Annotated in this window: 19 protein-coding genes and 1 riboswitch; of the genes, 3 read left to right on the top strand and 16 right to left on the bottom strand. The window is 63.3% G+C overall.

The genetic code is table 11. From position 1 onward, the window contains the following. Nucleotides 1–45: 45 nt before the first annotated feature. The 15 genes from cobD to GNK13_RS10460 form a co-directional block, all read right to left on the bottom strand. A complete protein-coding gene (gene cobD, locus GNK13_RS10530; protein ID WP_164102482.1) occupies nt 46–1,140 on the bottom strand; it encodes a threonine-phosphate decarboxylase CobD in 1,095 nt (364 codons plus the stop codon). Beyond that, a complete protein-coding gene (gene cbiB / locus GNK13_RS10525; protein ID WP_164102481.1) occupies nt 1,140–2,096 on the bottom strand; it encodes an adenosylcobinamide-phosphate synthase CbiB in 957 nt (318 codons plus the stop codon). The genes cobD and cbiB overlap by 1 nt, the downstream gene beginning before the upstream one ends. Continuing rightward, complete coding sequence (locus GNK13_RS10520; RefSeq protein ID WP_164102480.1) at nt 2,097–2,915, bottom strand: ABC transporter ATP-binding protein; 819 nt, start codon at nt 2,913–2,915, stop codon at nt 2,097–2,099. After that, entirely contained in the window at nt 2,912–3,931 is a 1,020-nt protein-coding gene (locus GNK13_RS10515; RefSeq protein WP_164102479.1) for a FecCD family ABC transporter permease, read from the bottom strand. Before GNK13_RS10515 ends, GNK13_RS10520 begins: the two co-directional genes overlap by 4 nt. Continuing rightward, nucleotides 3,928–5,049 (bottom strand): ABC transporter substrate-binding protein, encoded by a 1,122-nt coding sequence (locus tag GNK13_RS10510; RefSeq protein ID WP_164102478.1) that lies wholly within the window; start codon nt 5,047–5,049, stop codon nt 3,928–3,930. The genes GNK13_RS10515 and GNK13_RS10510 overlap by 4 nt, the downstream gene beginning before the upstream one ends. Further along, nucleotides 5,046–5,642, bottom strand: a complete 597-nt coding sequence (gene cobU / locus GNK13_RS10505) for a bifunctional adenosylcobinamide kinase/adenosylcobinamide-phosphate guanylyltransferase (RefSeq protein WP_164102477.1) — start codon at nt 5,640–5,642, stop codon at nt 5,046–5,048. Before cobU ends, GNK13_RS10510 begins: the two co-directional genes overlap by 4 nt. Next, the gene (locus GNK13_RS10500; protein WP_164102476.1) at nt 5,642–6,286 is read right to left on the bottom strand and encodes a histidine phosphatase family protein; all 645 of its coding nucleotides are present in this window, start codon (nt 6,284–6,286) and stop codon (nt 5,642–5,644) included. The genes cobU and GNK13_RS10500 overlap by 1 nt, the downstream gene beginning before the upstream one ends. Further along, nucleotides 6,283–7,140, bottom strand: a complete 858-nt coding sequence (cobS, locus tag GNK13_RS10495; protein WP_164102475.1) for an adenosylcobinamide-GDP ribazoletransferase — start codon at nt 7,138–7,140, stop codon at nt 6,283–6,285. Before cobS ends, GNK13_RS10500 begins: the two co-directional genes overlap by 4 nt. Continuing rightward, on the bottom strand, nt 7,137–8,165 hold the full coding sequence (gene cobT / locus GNK13_RS10490; RefSeq protein WP_261345405.1) for a nicotinate-nucleotide--dimethylbenzimidazole phosphoribosyltransferase: 1,029 nt from the start codon (nt 8,163–8,165) through the stop codon (nt 7,137–7,139). Before cobT ends, cobS begins: the two co-directional genes overlap by 4 nt. Nucleotides 8,166–8,194: 29 nt before the next feature. Beyond that, nucleotides 8,195–8,800, bottom strand: a complete 606-nt coding sequence (cobO, locus tag GNK13_RS10485) for a cob(I)yrinic acid a,c-diamide adenosyltransferase (RefSeq protein WP_164102474.1) — start codon at nt 8,798–8,800, stop codon at nt 8,195–8,197. Beyond that, entirely contained in the window at nt 8,790–10,319 is a 1,530-nt protein-coding gene (locus GNK13_RS10480) for a cobyric acid synthase (RefSeq protein ID WP_164102473.1), read from the bottom strand. The genes cobO and GNK13_RS10480 overlap by 11 nt, the downstream gene beginning before the upstream one ends. Continuing rightward, nucleotides 10,319–10,459, bottom strand: a complete 141-nt coding sequence (locus GNK13_RS10475) for a hypothetical protein (RefSeq protein ID WP_164102472.1) — start codon at nt 10,457–10,459, stop codon at nt 10,319–10,321. Before GNK13_RS10475 ends, GNK13_RS10480 begins: the two co-directional genes overlap by 1 nt. Next, nucleotides 10,452–10,787, bottom strand: a complete 336-nt coding sequence (locus GNK13_RS10470) for a hypothetical protein (RefSeq protein ID WP_164102471.1) — start codon at nt 10,785–10,787, stop codon at nt 10,452–10,454. The genes GNK13_RS10475 and GNK13_RS10470 overlap by 8 nt, the downstream gene beginning before the upstream one ends. Next, nucleotides 10,784–11,752: a DUF1559 family PulG-like putative transporter gene (locus GNK13_RS10465; protein WP_164102470.1), complete on the bottom strand. Its 969-nt coding sequence runs from the start codon at nt 11,750–11,752 to the stop codon at nt 10,784–10,786. The genes GNK13_RS10470 and GNK13_RS10465 overlap by 4 nt, the downstream gene beginning before the upstream one ends. A gap of 274 nt (nt 11,753–12,026) precedes the next feature. Next, nucleotides 12,027–12,224, bottom strand: a riboswitch (cobalamin riboswitch). A gap of 191 nt (nt 12,225–12,415) precedes the next feature. Continuing rightward, a complete protein-coding gene (locus tag GNK13_RS10460) occupies nt 12,416–13,321 on the bottom strand; it encodes a hypothetical protein (RefSeq protein ID WP_164102469.1) in 906 nt (301 codons plus the stop codon). 24 nt (nt 13,322–13,345) lie between these two features. Here GNK13_RS10460 and GNK13_RS10455 point away from each other — a divergent pair, with 24 nt between their 5' ends. The 3 genes from GNK13_RS10455 to upp all read left to right on the top strand — a co-directional run bounded on the left by GNK13_RS10455 (nt 13,346) and on the right by upp (nt 16,001). Further along, the gene (locus GNK13_RS10455) at nt 13,346–13,954 is read left to right on the top strand and encodes a MarR family winged helix-turn-helix transcriptional regulator (protein ID WP_235935033.1); all 609 of its coding nucleotides are present in this window, start codon (nt 13,346–13,348) and stop codon (nt 13,952–13,954) included. Between the two features lie 71 nt (nt 13,955–14,025). Continuing rightward, entirely contained in the window at nt 14,026–15,261 is a 1,236-nt protein-coding gene (locus GNK13_RS10450; RefSeq protein WP_164102468.1) for an NAD(P)/FAD-dependent oxidoreductase, read from the top strand. 101 nt (nt 15,262–15,362) lie between these two features. Beyond that, nucleotides 15,363–16,001, top strand: coding sequence for a uracil phosphoribosyltransferase (upp, locus tag GNK13_RS10445; protein ID WP_164102467.1), 639 nt, complete (start codon nt 15,363–15,365; stop codon nt 15,999–16,001). Here upp and moaC read toward each other — a convergent pair. Continuing rightward, entirely contained in the window at nt 15,998–16,486 is a 489-nt protein-coding gene (gene moaC / locus GNK13_RS10440; protein ID WP_164102466.1) for a cyclic pyranopterin monophosphate synthase MoaC, read from the bottom strand. The genes upp and moaC overlap by 4 nt on opposite strands. Nucleotides 16,487–16,662: the final 176 nt, after the last annotated feature.

The raw sequence follows: 16,662 nt of genomic DNA, 5'->3' as shown, positions 1-16,662 counted from the left end.
CCAGACAAGGCTCCGCGGCAGGCCCTTCTCTGGGACTTCGTTCGTTTATCGCAATCGCGGCAGCGCGGCTAGCAAGCGAGCGTTGTCCTCCATGCTGCGGACTCCAATGCGAATGTGATCGGAAATTCCGAAGGAGCAACAGTCGCGCACCAGAATCTGCTCTGCGAGAAGACGCTCGCGGAAGCTTGTCGCATCGCCGACCGGGAGAAGAAAAAAATTGGCCGCGGTCGGAAGTGGAGCCCACCGCTGATCCTCGAGCCTCTCAATCAAGACCCGCTTGGCTTCGCGGAGCCGAGTTAGCGAGGCATGGTGATAGTCGCGATCGAAGATTGCCGCCACGCCGGCTGCCTGTGCCGGAGCACTGACGCTCCACGGCACTCGTCTGCGACAGAGACTTTGAATTACCTCTCGATTTGCAATCGCGTACCCCAACCGCAAACCGGCAAGCGCGTAAGATTTCGTCATCGATTTTAGCACGATCAGGTTGCCATATTCGGCAGCCGCCACCGACGTGGCCGCTTCGGCGAAATCGAAGTACGATTCGTCGACGACGAAATAGACGCGCGGAAACCGGACAACCCAGTCCAGAATCTGCTGTCGGCTGACCAGCTGGCCAGTGGGATTATTGGGGTTGCAGAGAAAGGCCACGTCCGGTGCCCGATCCTGCAGGGTGCCCGCGAATCGCTCAACCGGGATGGCGAAATTGGCATCGGCCGCGGCTCGAATTACCTCGACGCTCGCTCCGGCCAATTGCGAGGCTCTCGCATACTCGGTGTAAGTCGGCCCCAAAATCAAGGCTCGACGACCGGGGCGGAGAAGGGCGAGCGCAAGCAACTGCAGCAACTCGCTACTCCCGTTGCCAACTAAAATTCGTTCGATGGCAACCCCTTCGAGTTCGGCGATCGCCTCCCGCAGACGCAGGCATTCCCGATCGGGATAGCGTGCAAGCTCCGCGCTGCAGACCGCTTCTCGCACCCTTGGCGATGGCCCGAACGGCTGCACGTTGGTGCTGAAATCCAAGATCTGTTCCGGATCGATTCCCCGGCTCCGCATCTCCTCTAAATCGATGGCACCATGCACGGCCTCTTTGATCGGGTCGCCGACCTCATGACCAGCAGACTGACAGCTTCTTTGCGACACTAGATCCCTACCTTATCGAGCAGCCCAGTGAGTGCGGAGATACCGAGGGCCAGGAAGGTGGCAAGCACCATCACGCTCCACAGCATCCGCACCGCGCGACCGATATCGGCCGCCCCAGGCCGAGGTTGGCCCGCACCTAAGCAATATTGTCCGACCTTCTCCAGCTCGACTCCCAGAGCCCCAGCCGCGGCGCTCATTGGATGGCCTGCGTTAGGACTGGCGGTCGAACGACAATCTCGCAGCCATACCCGAACCCCGGTGAAAGGCCGCCGATTGCGGCGCCCGCCCACAATCAAAATCATGCCAGCGGTCAGTCGGGCCGGAACGAAGTTGAGAAGATCATCGAGCCGGGCAGCCGCCTTTCCGTACCACTCGAGTTCCTCCGTGCGGTAGCCCAGCATCGCATCGCAAGTATTTACGAAGCGATAAGCAAGCGCAGCAGGCAGCCCAGCAACGACGAAAAAGAAAAGGGGAGCCACGACAGAATCGCTTGCATTCTCCGCCACCGACTCAATCGTTGCCGCTGCAATCTGCGACTCATTCAACGTCGAAACGTCGCGACTCACCAAGTGATACGACAGTTCCGCACGAGCCGCTGGAAGATTTCTGCTCTGAAGCGCAACTTTGACGCCACCGGCCGCCCGCGCCAGCGAGCGAACGCTAAAGGTTTGCTTGAGCACGATTCCTTGCACAACGGCTGTGGCCAGAAACGGCAAACCGCTGCTCAGCGATTCGGTCTGCCAACCCACGGCCCACCAGAACGCTCCCCCACAGGCCACGAGAAGCGAGCCGGCAATAAGCGGCGCAGCGATTCCTGAGGTTTTTGTTAGACGACGCCAAGCTGCAATTGAGCGTCCCATCCAGGCAACCGGGTGCCATCGATTGGGCAGCTCACAAAAGACGAGATCGATCAGGAGGGCGACCACCAAGGCGAGGCTCTGTGAGGACCCGTCCATTTAGCTTTCGTCCGCCCGATCCGCGACCGGCTCCTGATCCATGGGGTCGAGGGGAACGACGAGCGGCGTCTCATAGACCGGATGCGGAATTACCATCACTCGGATACCGAACGCTGCTTCAATCCGCTCCGCATGCAACACGTCTGCCGGTTTTCCCGTAGCGACAATCTGGCCGTCGTGGAGCAAGATCAAATGATCGCCATATAGCGACGCGTGATTGAGATCATGCAAGGTGAGCATAATTACCATCTTTTGCTCGGCTGCCATTCGCTTGACCAGCGCCAACATCTCGACTTGGTACCGCACGTCGAGCCCCGCAGTGGGCTCGTCCAGAAGCAAGATCTTCGCTTCCTGCGCAATCGCCCGGGCCAGCACCATCCGCCGCCACTCGCCGCCGGAGAGCTCGGTGATCGGCCGGTCTCGGAGCTCGCGCAGGCATGTCAGCTCCAACGCCCGTTCGACCGTCAGGCGGTCTCGCGAAGTCATCGGGAGCATCCAACCCCGGTGAGGCGCTCGGCCGAGTGAAACGGCGTCGACGACCGACAGTGGCCAGTCGCGGCGTTCGTTTTGCGGCATCAAGGCGATCTGGCGAGCCAACTGCTGATTGCCGAACCCCGAGAGCTCCTGGCGGTCCAGCAATACCTGGCCGGCCCGAGGCTCGAGCCGACGGGAGAGCGCTCGCAGCAAAGTTGTTTTCCCCGCGCCATTGGCACCGAGCAAGATTGCCACTTCGCCAGGATGCAGTTCCAGGGAAACCCGGTCGAGGACGGTGCGATCGGCGTACCCGCAGGTTATGCCTTGAGCTTGCAGGACACTCATGTTTGCGCCACGAACTCTTCTTGGCGGGTTTTGAGTAGGTACAGAAAAAACGGGCCGCCAAGAAGCGCCGTCACCACCCCGACGGGAAGCTCCGCCGGTGCGACGACCGTCCTTGCCACATCGTCGGCGACGAGCAATAAGATCGCGCCCACCAGGGCGCTGGCGGGGATCACATGCACGTGACGGGCTCCCACCAACGAGCGGGCAATGTGCGGCGCGATCAGCCCCACGAATCCGATCACCCCGGCGGCGGCAACGGCCGCAGCGGTTGCCGTGCTCGCCGCGAGGACCACCAGGAATCGCAACCCCTTGAGGCTCAGCCCCAGCGAGGCCGCGGTCTCCTCTCCAAACGTCAATGCATCCAGGGCCCGAGAGAGCCCCCACAGGACGACAATCCCGCTCCCAGCAAGCCCGCCAGCGGTCCACACCACCGACCAGCTCTTGCCCGACAGGCTGCCCATCAACCAGCCGAAGATCGCGACCAACTTTTCATCGTTGATAAACATCAGCAGTGACATGATCGCGCTGATCAGGCTGCTCAAGGCAACTCCCGCAAGCAGCAACGAAAGCGTCGGTACCCGCCGTCCCGCCGTCGCGATTCCGAAAACCGCAGCGACGGCGGTGATGGCTCCCAGCAACGCGGCCAACGATATCGCTCCGACTCCCCAAATCGTCCACTGGAGTCCCAGGATGATCGCGATCGTAACCCCCAGCCCCGCGCCACTCGAAGCACCAATCACGAACGGGTCGGCCAGCGGGTTGCGAAACAAGCCTTGGTAGCCTGCCCCCGCGACTCCCAACGCACCGCCGACCACACAGGCCGTAAAAATTCGCGGCAGCCGGAGTTGCATCAGAATGACCTGCTCGGTCGAACTCAGCGACGGGGAATCCATCCCCAGGAGCAGCTCGAAGATGCCCCGCACGGGCACGGCCACCGTTCCGATCGCCAAACTGACCACGACCGTAACGATCAGCACCACTCCGAGTCCGACGGTTGTGAGTGTTGCGACTTTCACGGCACAGCGTCCCGCGCACTCTCCACGGCCCCATCCTGCACGTTCACCGCGGAGTGTTCGGAGTAGAGCACGTCGACAATTTCTTCTAGGGCGTCGATCAGCCGAGGGCCGCAGCGGGAAATGTGGTTGCGATCAATCACGTAAACCCGATTCTCCTGGACCGCCCGTACCGCACTCCAGCCCGGCCTCGACAGGATGCTTTCCACGGTCACCGGCGTGGCGTGCGACTCGGGAGCGAGGATCACCTCGGGATTCCCTGCAACCACCGCTTCGGGACTGACCTTCGGATACCGGATTTCGGCATCTGCAAACAGATTGCGTGCACCGGCCAACTCGATCAACTCGCCGATGTAGGAACCGGGGCCCGCGGTCATCAGCGGTTCATCCCAAACCTGATAGAAGACCGTCGGCGACTCCCCCGAAGGAATCCGCTGGACGACCGCCGCAATCCGCCGCTCCATCGAATCGACCAGTGCCTCGGCTTGCTCCGCTTGGCCGGTCAATTCCCCCAGCATTCGCGTGTGCGACTCGAGCTCGCCGAGGTTTTCCGGTCCCAGCGCCAGGGCCGGGATTTCGAGCCGCTCCAGGTTCCTCACTAGAGGTTCATGGCTGTCCCCCTTGCAGAGCACCAGGTCCGGCTCGAGCGCGAGAATCGTTTCTTGATTCAGACTCTCCAGCGTCCCGCCCCCGACGCGAGCCACCCGTTGAGCCGCCGGTGGATAATCGCAGTGCTGCGTCGCGCCGACCAAACGATCTCCGGCCCCGATCGCAAACAGGATTTCGGTCAGCGATGGGGAGAGCGAGACGATCCGCTGTGGGAGGGCGGAAAGGTCGAGGCGGCGTCCAAGACGATCGACGACGGTCACGGCCGAGCCAGTGCGAACCGCCGCGACAGTGAACGCAGCAGGTTCGGCGGGCGCCGCAGGATCAGCAACCGCCGCGGGCTCGGCAACCGCCGCAGGCTCGGCTGGCGAGTGGCCGGTCTCGCGGACCTCGCGAAGCGACTCGCCGCAGCCGATCGTCGAGCCGCAGCAGGTGAGGGCCGCCAGCACGCACGCGGTCCACCCAAGGCGATTCGATGCGCCAGCGGCCGCTCGACAGTTCGGTTCGTTCTTCACCGCTTCGCTCCAGTGCCATTCGTCACTGCCGCAGCCGCTTCGATCGACGTGGCCAGCGACTTCACTTCAACGGCCATTCCGGCCACCATCCAATAGGTTTCCTCTGCCTCGGCAGCGAACTGTTGGTTGGCCCAGCCGAGCAAATCGCGAAAGGCTCGACCGAGCGACGAGTCCGGGACCACTCCCTGCCCCACTTCTCCCGAAACGACGATCATTGTCGCGTCGTGCTGCCGCGCGGCAGCGACCAGTGCCTCGACCTCCTCGGTCACGCTTCGCTCCGCTTCTTCTATATTTCCATCCGACGCCAACAGCGTGTTGCTGACAAGCAGCGTCAGGCAGTCGACCAGAATCACCGGCGGCGATGGCTCGAGCGTCATCAGGGCTCGCCCGGTGCCCCGCGGCTGCTCGAGCGTTTTCCAGGCGGCAGGCCGCGAGCCGCGATGATGCTCGATGCGGCGTCCCATTTCCGCATCCCCCGCTTCGGCCGTCGCCACAAACAGGACGTCCTCGCCCCCGAGCCGTTCGGCCAGCGATTGACCAAAGCGACTTTTGCCGCTGCGAACGCCGCCCAGCACGAGCACCAATCGCGACATCAAACGGCACTCCCGGCGAGCGGCTTTTCGACTTCGATCCACACCGGCGTTCCACAGGCGGGAATCAGCGACGGCCAGTCAGCGACCGGCAGCCCGCCGAGCCGTCCCCGGTACGCGGCAATCGGTCCTCCGTGCGTCACCGCGACGGTCAGCCCTCCACCTTGCCGGCACCCTGCTCGCTTCCCCTGAAGCCCATTCCAAACTCGGTCGGCGAGCTCCCACGTCGTCTCCCCGCCGCCGGGTCGATAGGTCTCCGGTTCGCTGATCATCCTCAGCATTCCTTCCCCCTCGCGACGGTAGATCTCCTCCCACGACTGCAATTCCCAGTCGCCGAAATCGCGCTCAACCAGCGCCTCGCTTGGCCGCGGCTCGATCCCCGTCAACTCTCCAAGTCGCTGGGCCAACACGCGGGTCCGCTGGAGGCCGCTGTGAAAGATGCGGCGGACGGGAAGACGAGCCAGGCGGTCGGCCAGGAGCTGGCTTTGGCCAACCCCCTCGAGGCTGAGCGGCACGTCGCTGCGTCCGTAGCAGAGGCCTTGCACGCCAGAGTCGACCTGCGGATGGCGAACCAGCAACATGCCTTCCAAAACATCCGGCCACTGCGAACCGTCGATCACTTCACCCAGACTGAAGCCGTGGTTCATGGGACCCTCGCTGTGGCTGCGACGAGCCAGAGGACCTGCGAGACATAGCCGATGCAACCGAGGCAATCGCCCGTCACGCCACCGAGTTTGCGGCGAATCAGCGAGCCGAGCATCAGGAGGGCGACCGCGTTCAACCCCACCGCAATCAAGCTCGCCGCTGGCATCAGGTAGGTGAACCAAGCGATCGCTGGCAGCGCTCCTAACCCGCTGACGGCAAACCCGCGCCATGACACTTGGCTTCCCACATCCCGCGACAGGCTCTCCCGCTCGGCCACCGGGGGAATGGCTGCCATGACCAGCACGATCATCCACCGCCCCGCGGCCGCGCTGGCGACCAGCGCCGACGCGGCATCGAGCCAGCCGTCGTCGCCGCGATCAATGACGATGCTCCCCAAAGCGGCAATCCGCAGCAGCATCCCGCACACAAGCCCCGCCGTCCCATAGGTCCCAATGCGGCTGTCTTTGAGGATCCCGAGCACCTGCTCCCGGTCCCAACCGCCACCAAAGGCGTCACAGAAATCGGCCAAGCCGTCCTCGTGCAGGGCGCCGGTCAGCCGTAGCTCCACCGCCAACGCGACCAACACCGCCACCCACACCGGCCAGGCGAGCCCGACGAGCCAAAACACGCTGGCGGTGAAGCAGCCGATCGCCAGTCCCACCAACGGGAAGAACAGCGGCGCTCGGCGCAGCGCCGCGGCGGTGGGCGCCCGGGATGAAAGAGGCACGCGGGTCAGGAACTGAACCGCCGTCACCAACGCCTCGGCCCATTCGATCCCGGGGCGAACGGCTGCGACTTCGCTTTCGGCGACCGTCTCCTTTGTTCCCGCGTTTTCCACGGATGCGGCGTGCCTCATCCGGTCGGCTCCGAGTCGATCCCCAGTTCGGCGAACGTCCGCATCTGGCTGCAGATCGCCGCGGCAGCATCAATGAGCGGCATCAGTAGCAGCGCACCGGTCCCCTCACCGAGTCGCAACTCCCACTCCAAAAACGGCGACAGCTGGAGAAACTCCAGAGCCCCCCGGTGTCCCGGTTCGACCGAGCGGTGCGAGGCGAGCATCGACTGGGCGCACCCCGGAGCGAGCGTTTCGGCGATCAGCGCCGCGGCGGTCGTCACATAACCGTCGAGCACGATCGTAAGCCCTGCCTCCCGGGCCTCGAGGAAGAAGCCCGCCATGGCCAAAATCTCCAGTCCGGCGAGAGCCGCAATCGCCTGTTCGGAACCGGCTGCATGCTCCCGGCGGACGCGCGCGACAGCCTCGCCGACCACCGCTCGCTTCCGCTCGAGCACGGCCTCGTCGGCGCCAGCCCCTCGGCCCACCGCATCCTCGAGCGGGACGCCGGCCAGCAGCATCGTCAGGCAAGCGGCCGCCGTCGTATTGCCGATTCCCATTTCGCCGCACGCGACGACCGCCATTCCCTCCTCAGCGGCCCGCCGCGCTTCCTCCCGGCCGATCTGCAAGGCGCGGGCGAACTCCTCCGGGCGGACCGCCGGCTCGTGAAGCAGATTGTGGGAACCAGGGCCAATTCTCGCGTCGCGAAAAGCAACCGCGGGATCCGCCATCACACCCCCGGCGCACTCGGCTCGGTCGGCGAGCGAGCCGACATCGACGAGCCGCAACTCGGTCTCGGTCGTCCGCGCCAATACATTCGAAGCCGCTCCGCCGCCGCGAATGTTCGCCACCATTAGCCCGGTCACCTCCGCAGGCCACGCCGACACGCCCTCGGCCACCACCCCATGGTCGGCGGCAAAAACCACCAACCGCCGTGGTCGCGTCACCGGAGCGAGCGTTTGCTGAATGGCGCACAGCCGAGCTGCCAAGGCTTCCAGTCGCCCCAGGCTGCGCGGCGGCTTTGTCAGCTGGTCGAGATGCTGCCAGATCTCGCCGACCTCGATTCGCTGCGAAGTTTTCAGAACTCCACTCCCGGCTGCGGTTTGATTCCATGGTGGTACGGATGCTTGATCACTTTCATTTCTGAAACCAGATCCGCCGCCTCGATGAGTTCCGGTTTCGCGTTTCGCCCGGTGATCACGACGTGCAGCATCTCTCGCTTCGCAGCCAGTTCGTCGAGCACCGTTTGCATGGGGATGTATTCGTACTGCAGGGCGATGTTGAGCTCATCGAGGATCACCATGTTGAAACTCGGATCGCGGATCAATTCCACCGCTTTCGCCCAACCCCGCTCGGCGGTTGCAATGTCCCGCTGGCGATCTTGCGTCTTCCAGGTATAGCCCTCTCCCATGGTGTGCATTTCCACCGGGAGATTGAGATTGGCAAAGAACGCTCCTTCACCCGTGGGAATATCGCCCTTGATAAACTGAACGATCCCGACCTTCATTCCCTGCCCCAGGGCACGAACGGCCATTCCGAAAGCGGCTGTCGACTTTCCTTTACCGGCCCCCGTGTGGACGATGACCAATCCTTTCTCGCGGTCGGCCGAAGCCAACTGCTTCTCATAAGCCTCATTGACTCGCACCATCCGCTCTTGGTGCTTGCGATCAATTTCATCCGACATTCGCAATCTCTGGTTGTAGATCCCATACGATGGCCTCGAGTCGCTCGAGGTCCAGATGTGCTTCGAGGTGGTCCGCCCAGCGATCGAGCGAAGCCTCGACGACTTCGGCCGCGCTCCGGTACGAGCCCGGCTGCCTCGAAGGCTCAAGCCCCAGCGTGCTTAGCCACGCGCGACGAAACCGGTCGTTGTCAAACAAGCCGTGGACGTAGCAGCCCCAGACCCGTCCATCCTCCGAACGTGCTCCGTCGGCAACCACCGGGCGGCCCGAAGCGGATCGCGAAAGCCGGAGCCAAGCCGACGGTGAATGGGTCCGCCCGCTGTGAATCTCATAACCGGTGAGCATCGCTCCGCCGAGCCCGGGAGCCACGCGGTCATCGACGATTTCAGCGCGAACCTGATACGTCTGTTTCTCGGGAGCAAACACCGTATCGACCGGCAGTAGTCCCAGACCCGAGGCCTCATGAAGACTCGATTCGAGTCCAGCGGGATTGAGAAGCCTGCGGCCCAACATTTGGTAGCCCCCGCAAATCCCAACGACCACCGTCCCTTGCTCCGCCAATTCACCGATTCGTTCCGCAAGGCCGCTCTGCCGAAGCCAGCCCAGGTCGTCTAACGTGTTTTTCGTTCCCGGTAAAATCACCACGCTCGGTCGGCCCAGCTCCGCCCGAGAGCGGGCGTAACGCAGATGCACCCCAGGCTCGCGAGCCAAGGGATTGAAATCATCAAAATTTGAAATATGGGGAAGTTGCACGACCGCCACGTCGATGGTCCAGTTGTCGGTCGAACCGGTCTGACGAGGCCCTGATTCCTCATTCAGCGCAAGCCCGTCCTCCTCAGGAAGCGACAGTTCGGACAGCCAAGGCAACACGCCGAGTACCGGTAGGCTACCTCGCTGCTCGAGGATCTCCACGCCTCGATCAAAGAGCCGCAGGTCGCCACGGAATTTATTCACGACCAGCCCTTTGATCCGCTTGCGATCCTCGGGATCCAATAACCAAAGCGTTCCTAAAAGCTGGGCGAAGACGCCTCCGCGCTCGATATCGCCGACGAGCAACACGGGAGAATCGGCGTACCGCGCAACCGCCATGTTGACGATTTCCGTCTCCAAAAAATTTAGCTCAGCCGGGCTCCCAGCGCCTTCAATGAGCACCAGATCGCACGACTCGCGGAGTCGATCGAGCGCGGCAGTCACCACGGGCCAAAGGATATCGCGGCGACGATAGTAGTCACTTGCGGCGACCGTCTCCCACGGTTTTCCATTGATGATTACCTGGGAACGGGAGTCCGCCTCTGGTTTGAGCAGGACCGGGTTCATCACGGCGCGGCAGGGGACTCCGGCTGCGAGAGCCTGTAGCGCCTGCGAGCGGCCGATCTCGGCGCCGTTGTCGCACACCATCGCGTTGTTCGACATATTCTGGGCTTTGAACGGTGCCACCCGCAGGCCGCGCCGCGCAAAGACTCGGCAAAGTCCGGCCGTTAGCAAGCTCTTACCGGCCGACGAACCCGTGCCTTGGATCATTAACGTTTGCGCCGGCACTGGCCTTCCTCATCGCTGGCGGAAACGCTGCGGTCGCGCCCGCGGCGGCTATAGATCGCTTCGCAAACATCCATCGTGTTTTGCATCCGGTTTTGGAGGCAGTCCTGCCAGAGCCTATTCATCCACCGCCCCGGGCGCGACCGGCGGGGTTTCGGTGACCGGCAGATACCGCGCGTGGCCCGGCGACGTTGCCGCCAACTGATCGATCTTGACGAACAGTTGGCGATTGGTCGTTCGATCGATCACCCACACGCTGTCTACTAAAGGGCGGCCAGTGCCAGGCTCATAAAGTTCAGCGCTCGGGATCGTGCGTTTCTGCCCGTCCAAATCGATGACTTGAACGTGCGGATCGGGGATGACCGTGATCTCCGGTTCGGATCGACCGCAACCGGCGACTGCCGTCAAAAGCAGCGACCATACGAGCAGCGGCGAGAAATGGGTGGCTTTCAATGCACGCCTCCCATATCCGCATCCAGCTTGTCGCGGTTATCGAACAAGACGTTGCTCTCGAGCGGCCCGAACCATCCGATATGCAGGTCGTTTGGCTCGCCGCCGTAATAGCTGCTTCCGGCGGCCGTCCCCGACATGACGGCCGAGGTTACTCGCCCGTCACACCAGAGGATGTTGGCGGTCCGCCCGCCATGGCGGAAATGGATCGAAGGCGTCGTACGCCAAGGCGTCGCGGGCGAGAGCAACGGGTGCGGCCCATCGACAAAGTACGGCGGCTCAAGGAACCCGTACTCGATCGGGAACGAGTCCGGCGATCCACAGGTAAACGCCGTGTCGCTAAAGGCGACGGTGCGGCTGAGGGCTTCGATATCACGCATCGACGAGGTCTCGGTTTGCGACCGCGTCGAAGACCAACCATAGCGATACCATGTACCGCCTACATAGTAATTGTTATATCCGTAGCCGCCGCTGCCCGCTTCGAAAGCGGTTGCATTGCCATTGCAGATCGGGCCCTGGTTGTCGCTCGAGTAGTTCGCGAAGGAGGGACAGTGCTTAAGCCCTTCATTGCTCTCAAAAAATGGCGAGAGCGGCCCTCGTGACGAGTCGTAACGCTCGCTGCTCGAATCGCGCGCTCCGAACCAACGACGGTTATTGGTCGTGTCCGCCGCGGGGGGCCAGTAGCCACGATTCGAGTCGGCGTAGAGATGGCAGGCGAGTCCGATCTGCCGCAAATTGCTGCTGCAGCTGATCCGCCGGGCCGCTTCGCGCGCCGATTGCACGGCCGGCAGCAAGAGACCCACCAGAATGCCGATGATCGCGATGACGACCAACAACTCGACTAGCGTAAAACCGCCGCGAGCGTGGGGACCACCGCCGCAACCGATTGAGTTCGAGCGGCGCGGGATCAGAGCACTGTGAGAGACCAACGCGGGCGCGCAGCGGCCCGTCCAAAACATTCGTACCATTTGCAAATTCCTCGTTGCAGCCGACACCGCCAAGGGCGCCGGTCGAGGAGAAGAATCGCCGCGGAACGGGAGGAGCCAAGCGATCGGCCGCGCCCTGTCAATCAAGGGCGAAGCGCGTGCGAGCGAAGCGCGCGGAAACTGCGGATTCATGCCAGCGGCCCGAGCCGCAAGGGCGCATCATCCGATCCGGCGTCTGCCAAGGATCAGCGACCGGTGGATCACCGAAGCGGTCCACAGAAAGCGTGATTCCACCACCATCCGGGAGGAAACTCTTCTCGATAAACCAATCGGAGGCAGGTCTTCTGGCTTCCGGGTCAGGCCTACTGACTGCGCCTTCCCGCGAGTGGCTCGCAGTGGCATGTGCAGCGTTCGTTCCCGGTTACAGCGGCGGGTCCGCAACGGATTTGCACCGTTTTCCCTATTCTTCGCCGGGATCACATCTCCCGGCGACACCTCGATCGCAGGCCAAGCTATCCGCTGCCCCGGCAGCCGTCAACGGCCGAGCGGCATTGGGCTCTGTCAGCACCCCCCCCCTGAGCCGACGGCGCTAGCCGCGGGTTCCGCAGCGGAAAACCGAGTGGTGTGAGGCCCGAGGCTAGCGCCTACGGCTCAAGAAGGCCCGAGGCTAGCGCCTACGGCTCAAGAGAGGCCCGAGGCTAGCGCCTACGGCTCAAGATGCCGCCACTCGGGAGGCAGCTTCGCGAGGAACGTTTGAAACTGCTCTCCGCTCATTCCGCTGTAGGGGGAGAGGAGCCGGAGTGGGAACTCGGGCAGCAACGTCTTGATCAGCATCTTGTCGTAGGCGCCGTCGATGTACGTCCGCCCATTCCCCGACTCGCGAACCGCCTCACCAATCGCTTCCACCTGCCGGCAGAGCTCGGCGAGCTGCGGACCGCGTGCCTGGAAGAACTGCCGCGCCATCTCCGGGTGGATGTTGACGAGCGAGCTCAGCAGTCCGCACTCGTGCCGATCGCGCACCTCCGCGTACCCAAACTCGCTGAAGAAGTACTGCAGCTGCGGCGCCTTGATGAGCAGCTCCAGCCGCCCAGCCCGATCGGGCCCCCCGCCATACTTGACCGCCACCAGGTTCGGGTGCGCCTCGGCCAGGCGAGCGTAGTCGTCGCCCCGAAGCAACCGCTGGCTGCGGGGAAGGTTGTAGTGCAGGAACCGACACTCGCGAAACCGGCCGCAGACGGATTGAAAGAAACAATCGACCTCGTCGTCGGCCAGCCCTCCCCAGCTCGGCAGCGCGATCATGAAGTCTCGCACTCCCCAGCCCACGCATCGCTCGATTCGCTCGAGCATCGTTGCCAACGAGAGGTGAATGATCCCGACCATGGGCTGCATCTGCGGGGGTGGCATCTCCTCGAGAAAGACCCGCACGATCCGGTCGAACAGTCGATCCGAGACCGCATATCCCTCTCCGGCCGTTCCGAACAGATACAGGTGCGGCGTCAACCGCTCGCGGAGCAGACGGATTTGCTCGCGGAACAGGTCCTCCATCAACCGCTCGCGGCGGTCCCACGGAAGAACCGCCGTGGCCAGGATGCACTCGGGATAACGTTTCATGGCTTGCCGTTAAACGATCGGACGATGCCTGGTAGTCGAGCCGCCTCCTTGCTGTCGCGACGACTGTTGTCTGGACAACTGTTTGGTGGGGCGGTTATTCTGACGGGCATGAACCCGCCGCCCTCCCAGTCGACCGCTGCCGTTGACTCCGCGAAAGCGGTGCGGGGTGGGAAGTTTGATTCGCCCGAGCAGGAGGTATTTTTAAACCTCTGGCGGACCTACGACCGGCTCAAGTTGCTCGAGGATGATACCTTCGGCCGGTTCAACCTGTCGGCGCAGCAGTACAACGCCCTGCGGATCCTCCGCTCGGTGCACCCCGGGTCGATGCCGACGTTAGCCCTCGGCACGCGGTTGATCTCGCGGGCTCCGGACATGACGCGAATGCTCGACAAGCTCGAGCAGCGGGAGTTGCTGTTTCGCGAGCGAAAGCCGAAGAACCGCCGCGTGGTCGAGGTCAGCATCACGGCCAAGGGCCTGGCGTTGCTCGACGAACTGGACGAACCGGTGCGCGAGTGTCATCGGCGGCAGCTAGGCCATCTGAGCCGCACCGCGATGCGAGACTTGAGCAAACTGCTCCGCGCGGCGCGCGAGCCTCACGAAGATCCTGACAACCCTTCGATCGTCGACCCCTGAGCGTCGACGGCTGCCGGGTCTTCCAGCGTTCCCCTTCCCCGCCTCCCCAAAAACCCAACCCCAGAAAGCCGATGAGCACCGCCGAAAATCCTCATGTCGTCGTCATCGGAGGTGGCCCCGCCGGCGCCACCGCTTCCACGCTCATCGCCCAGCAGGGCTATCGGGTCGAGCTATTCGAGCGTGAGCGTTTTCCGCGCTTCCATATCGGCGAATCGCTGATTCCGGAAACCTACTGGGTGCTGAAACGTCTGAACATGCTCGACAAGATGAAGGCGAGTCCCTTCATCAAGAAGTACAGCGTGCAGTTCGTCAATGAATTCGGTAAGGAGTCGGCTCCCTTCTACTTCACCAAGCACCGTCCGCATGAGTGCTCGCAGACGTGGCAAGTCGTGCGCAGCGAATTCGACGAGATGATGCTGCAGAACGCCGAGGAGCATGGCGTTCAGGTCCACCAGGGCGTCCGCGTGCTGGACGTGCTGTTCGAGGGCGACCGCGCCGTGGGGGTCAAAGTGGTCGACGAACGCGGATCCACGCGCGAAGTGCATGCCGACGTCGTCGTCGACGCCAGCGGGCAGAGCTCGATGTTGATCAACAAGTTCAAGCTGCGGGTGCCCGACCCGGAATTGAACAAAGGCGCCATCTGGACCTATTTCGAAGGCGCTTACCGCGACCGTGGCGAGGACGAGGGAGCGACGGTTGTGCTGCGGGTCGAGGGAAAGAAGGGTTGGTTCTGGTACATTCCTCAACACAACAACATCGTCAGCGTCGGCGTGGTGGGAGATTTTGACTATCTGTTCAAAGGTCGCCAGGACCACGAAACGACCTATCGAGAAGAACTGGACCGTTGCCCGGCGGTGAAAGAACGCGTCTCGATGGGGAAGCAGGTCGCAAAAATTTTCGCGACCAAGGATTACACCTATCGCTCGAGCCGCGTCGCCGGCGATGGCTGGGTCCTCGTGGGCGACGCCTTTGGGTTTCTCGACCCACTCTACTCCTCCGGGGTCCTGCTGGCGCTCAAATCGGGGCAGCTGGCTGCGGATGCGATCACCGAAGGCCTGGGCAAGGGAGACACTTCGGAAGCCCAGCTCGGCGGCTGGGGACCCGAGTATCTTAAAGGGATGGACCGGATGCGGCGACTCGTCTGCGAGTACTACGATGGGCTCAGCTTCGGTCAATTCGTGCGGCGGTATCCGCACCACGGCGGCGGTGTGACCGACCTGCTGATTGGCGATTTGTTCAAAGACGATCTCGACGCGGTCTTCGAGTCGATCGACGAAATGAAAGCCGATCTGGCGGCCGCCAAGTAGCGGCTTATTGAGCCGTAGTCGCTAGCCTCGGGCCTCGCGGCCCCAGGGGTTTCCGCTGCAGAACCCGCGGCTAGCGCCGTTGGCTCAGGGAACTATGGATCATGACAAACGAACGCGTCCACTGCATCGCCCACCCGCTGGCAGCGCACCACCTGCGGATCATCCGCGATGCGTCCACGCCGACATGGCAGTTCCGCAGCGCGGTCGATCGCCTCGCGATGCTGCTCGGCGTGTACGCCACGGAGGATCTGAAGACCCGCGAAACGGTCGTGACTACGCCCCTCGCCAAGACGGCTGCCCAGGTGCTGACCGACCGCATTGGGCTGGTCCCGATCCTCCGCGCCGGGCTGGGGCTGGTCGATCCCTTGCTGCAACTGCTGCCCGAAGCGGAGGTCTGGCATCTGGGGCTGTACCGCAACGAGGAGACCGCGACGCCGGTTCGCTACTACGACAAATTGCCGGCAACGAGTCCCGTGGATATCGCGTTAGTCCTCGATCCCATGCTGGCCACCGGAGGTTCGGTGCGGTTGGTGGTCGAGCGGCTGGCGCAGTGGGGCGTGCCGGACATCCGCGTTGTGAGCGTCATCGCCGCTCAGCCGGGTCTGGATCGAGTCCGCGGAGAGTTTCCCCAGGTGCGGTTTTTTGTGGGCGCGATCGATCCGGAGTTGAACGCACGGCAGTTCATCGTTCCCGGGCTGGGGGACGCCGGGGACCGCATCTTCAACACCCCCTCGGCTTAGCCGCTGCTCGGGCGGGAGCCGTAATCGCGGACGAAGCGACCTGAAGCGCCTCCGCTCTTCTCCACCACGCGCAGCGAATCGATCTGCATCTGGCGATCGATCGATTTGCACATGTCGTAGATCGTCAGCCCGGCGGTGGAGACCGCCAGCAGGGCTTCCATTTCGACTCCGGTGCGGGCGGTCGTGCGGACCGTGGCGGTACAGCGGACGTGCGTTGCGTCGGGGAACTCGAATTCGATGTCGACGCCTTCGACCGGAATCGCGTGGCAAAGGGGGATCAGCGTCGCGGTATGCTTGGTCGCTTGGATTGCCGCCAAGCGGGCGACCGCCAGAACGTCCCCTTTTTTGGTTTCGCCGCGCGTGATTTGCGCGAGCGTTTCGGCCTGCATGCTCACGATCGCTTCGGCCGTCGCGTGGCGGGAAGTCACCGGTTTGCCCGTGATATCGACCATCCGGGGGTGGCCCGCGTCATCAAAATGGGTCATCGCAGAGAGCTCCTGTATCCGACTTGCGGGACTCCATTGAGCCGTAGGCGCTAGGCTCGGGCCTCGGGCCTCGGGCCTCGGGCCTCGGGATTTCCGCTGCAGCACCCGCGGCTAGCGCCGTCGGCTCACCCGCGGCTAGCGCCGTCGGCTCACCCGCGGCTAGCGCCGTCGGCTCA

Source organism: Candidatus Laterigemmans baculatus, from assembly GCF_010367455.1.
In the GTDB taxonomy this organism is placed as follows: domain Bacteria; phylum Planctomycetota; class Planctomycetia; order Pirellulales; family Pirellulaceae; genus Laterigemmans; species Laterigemmans baculatus.
The sequence above is the reverse complement of the archived record's forward strand: the minus strand, read 5'-3'. Positions and strand labels throughout refer to the sequence as shown.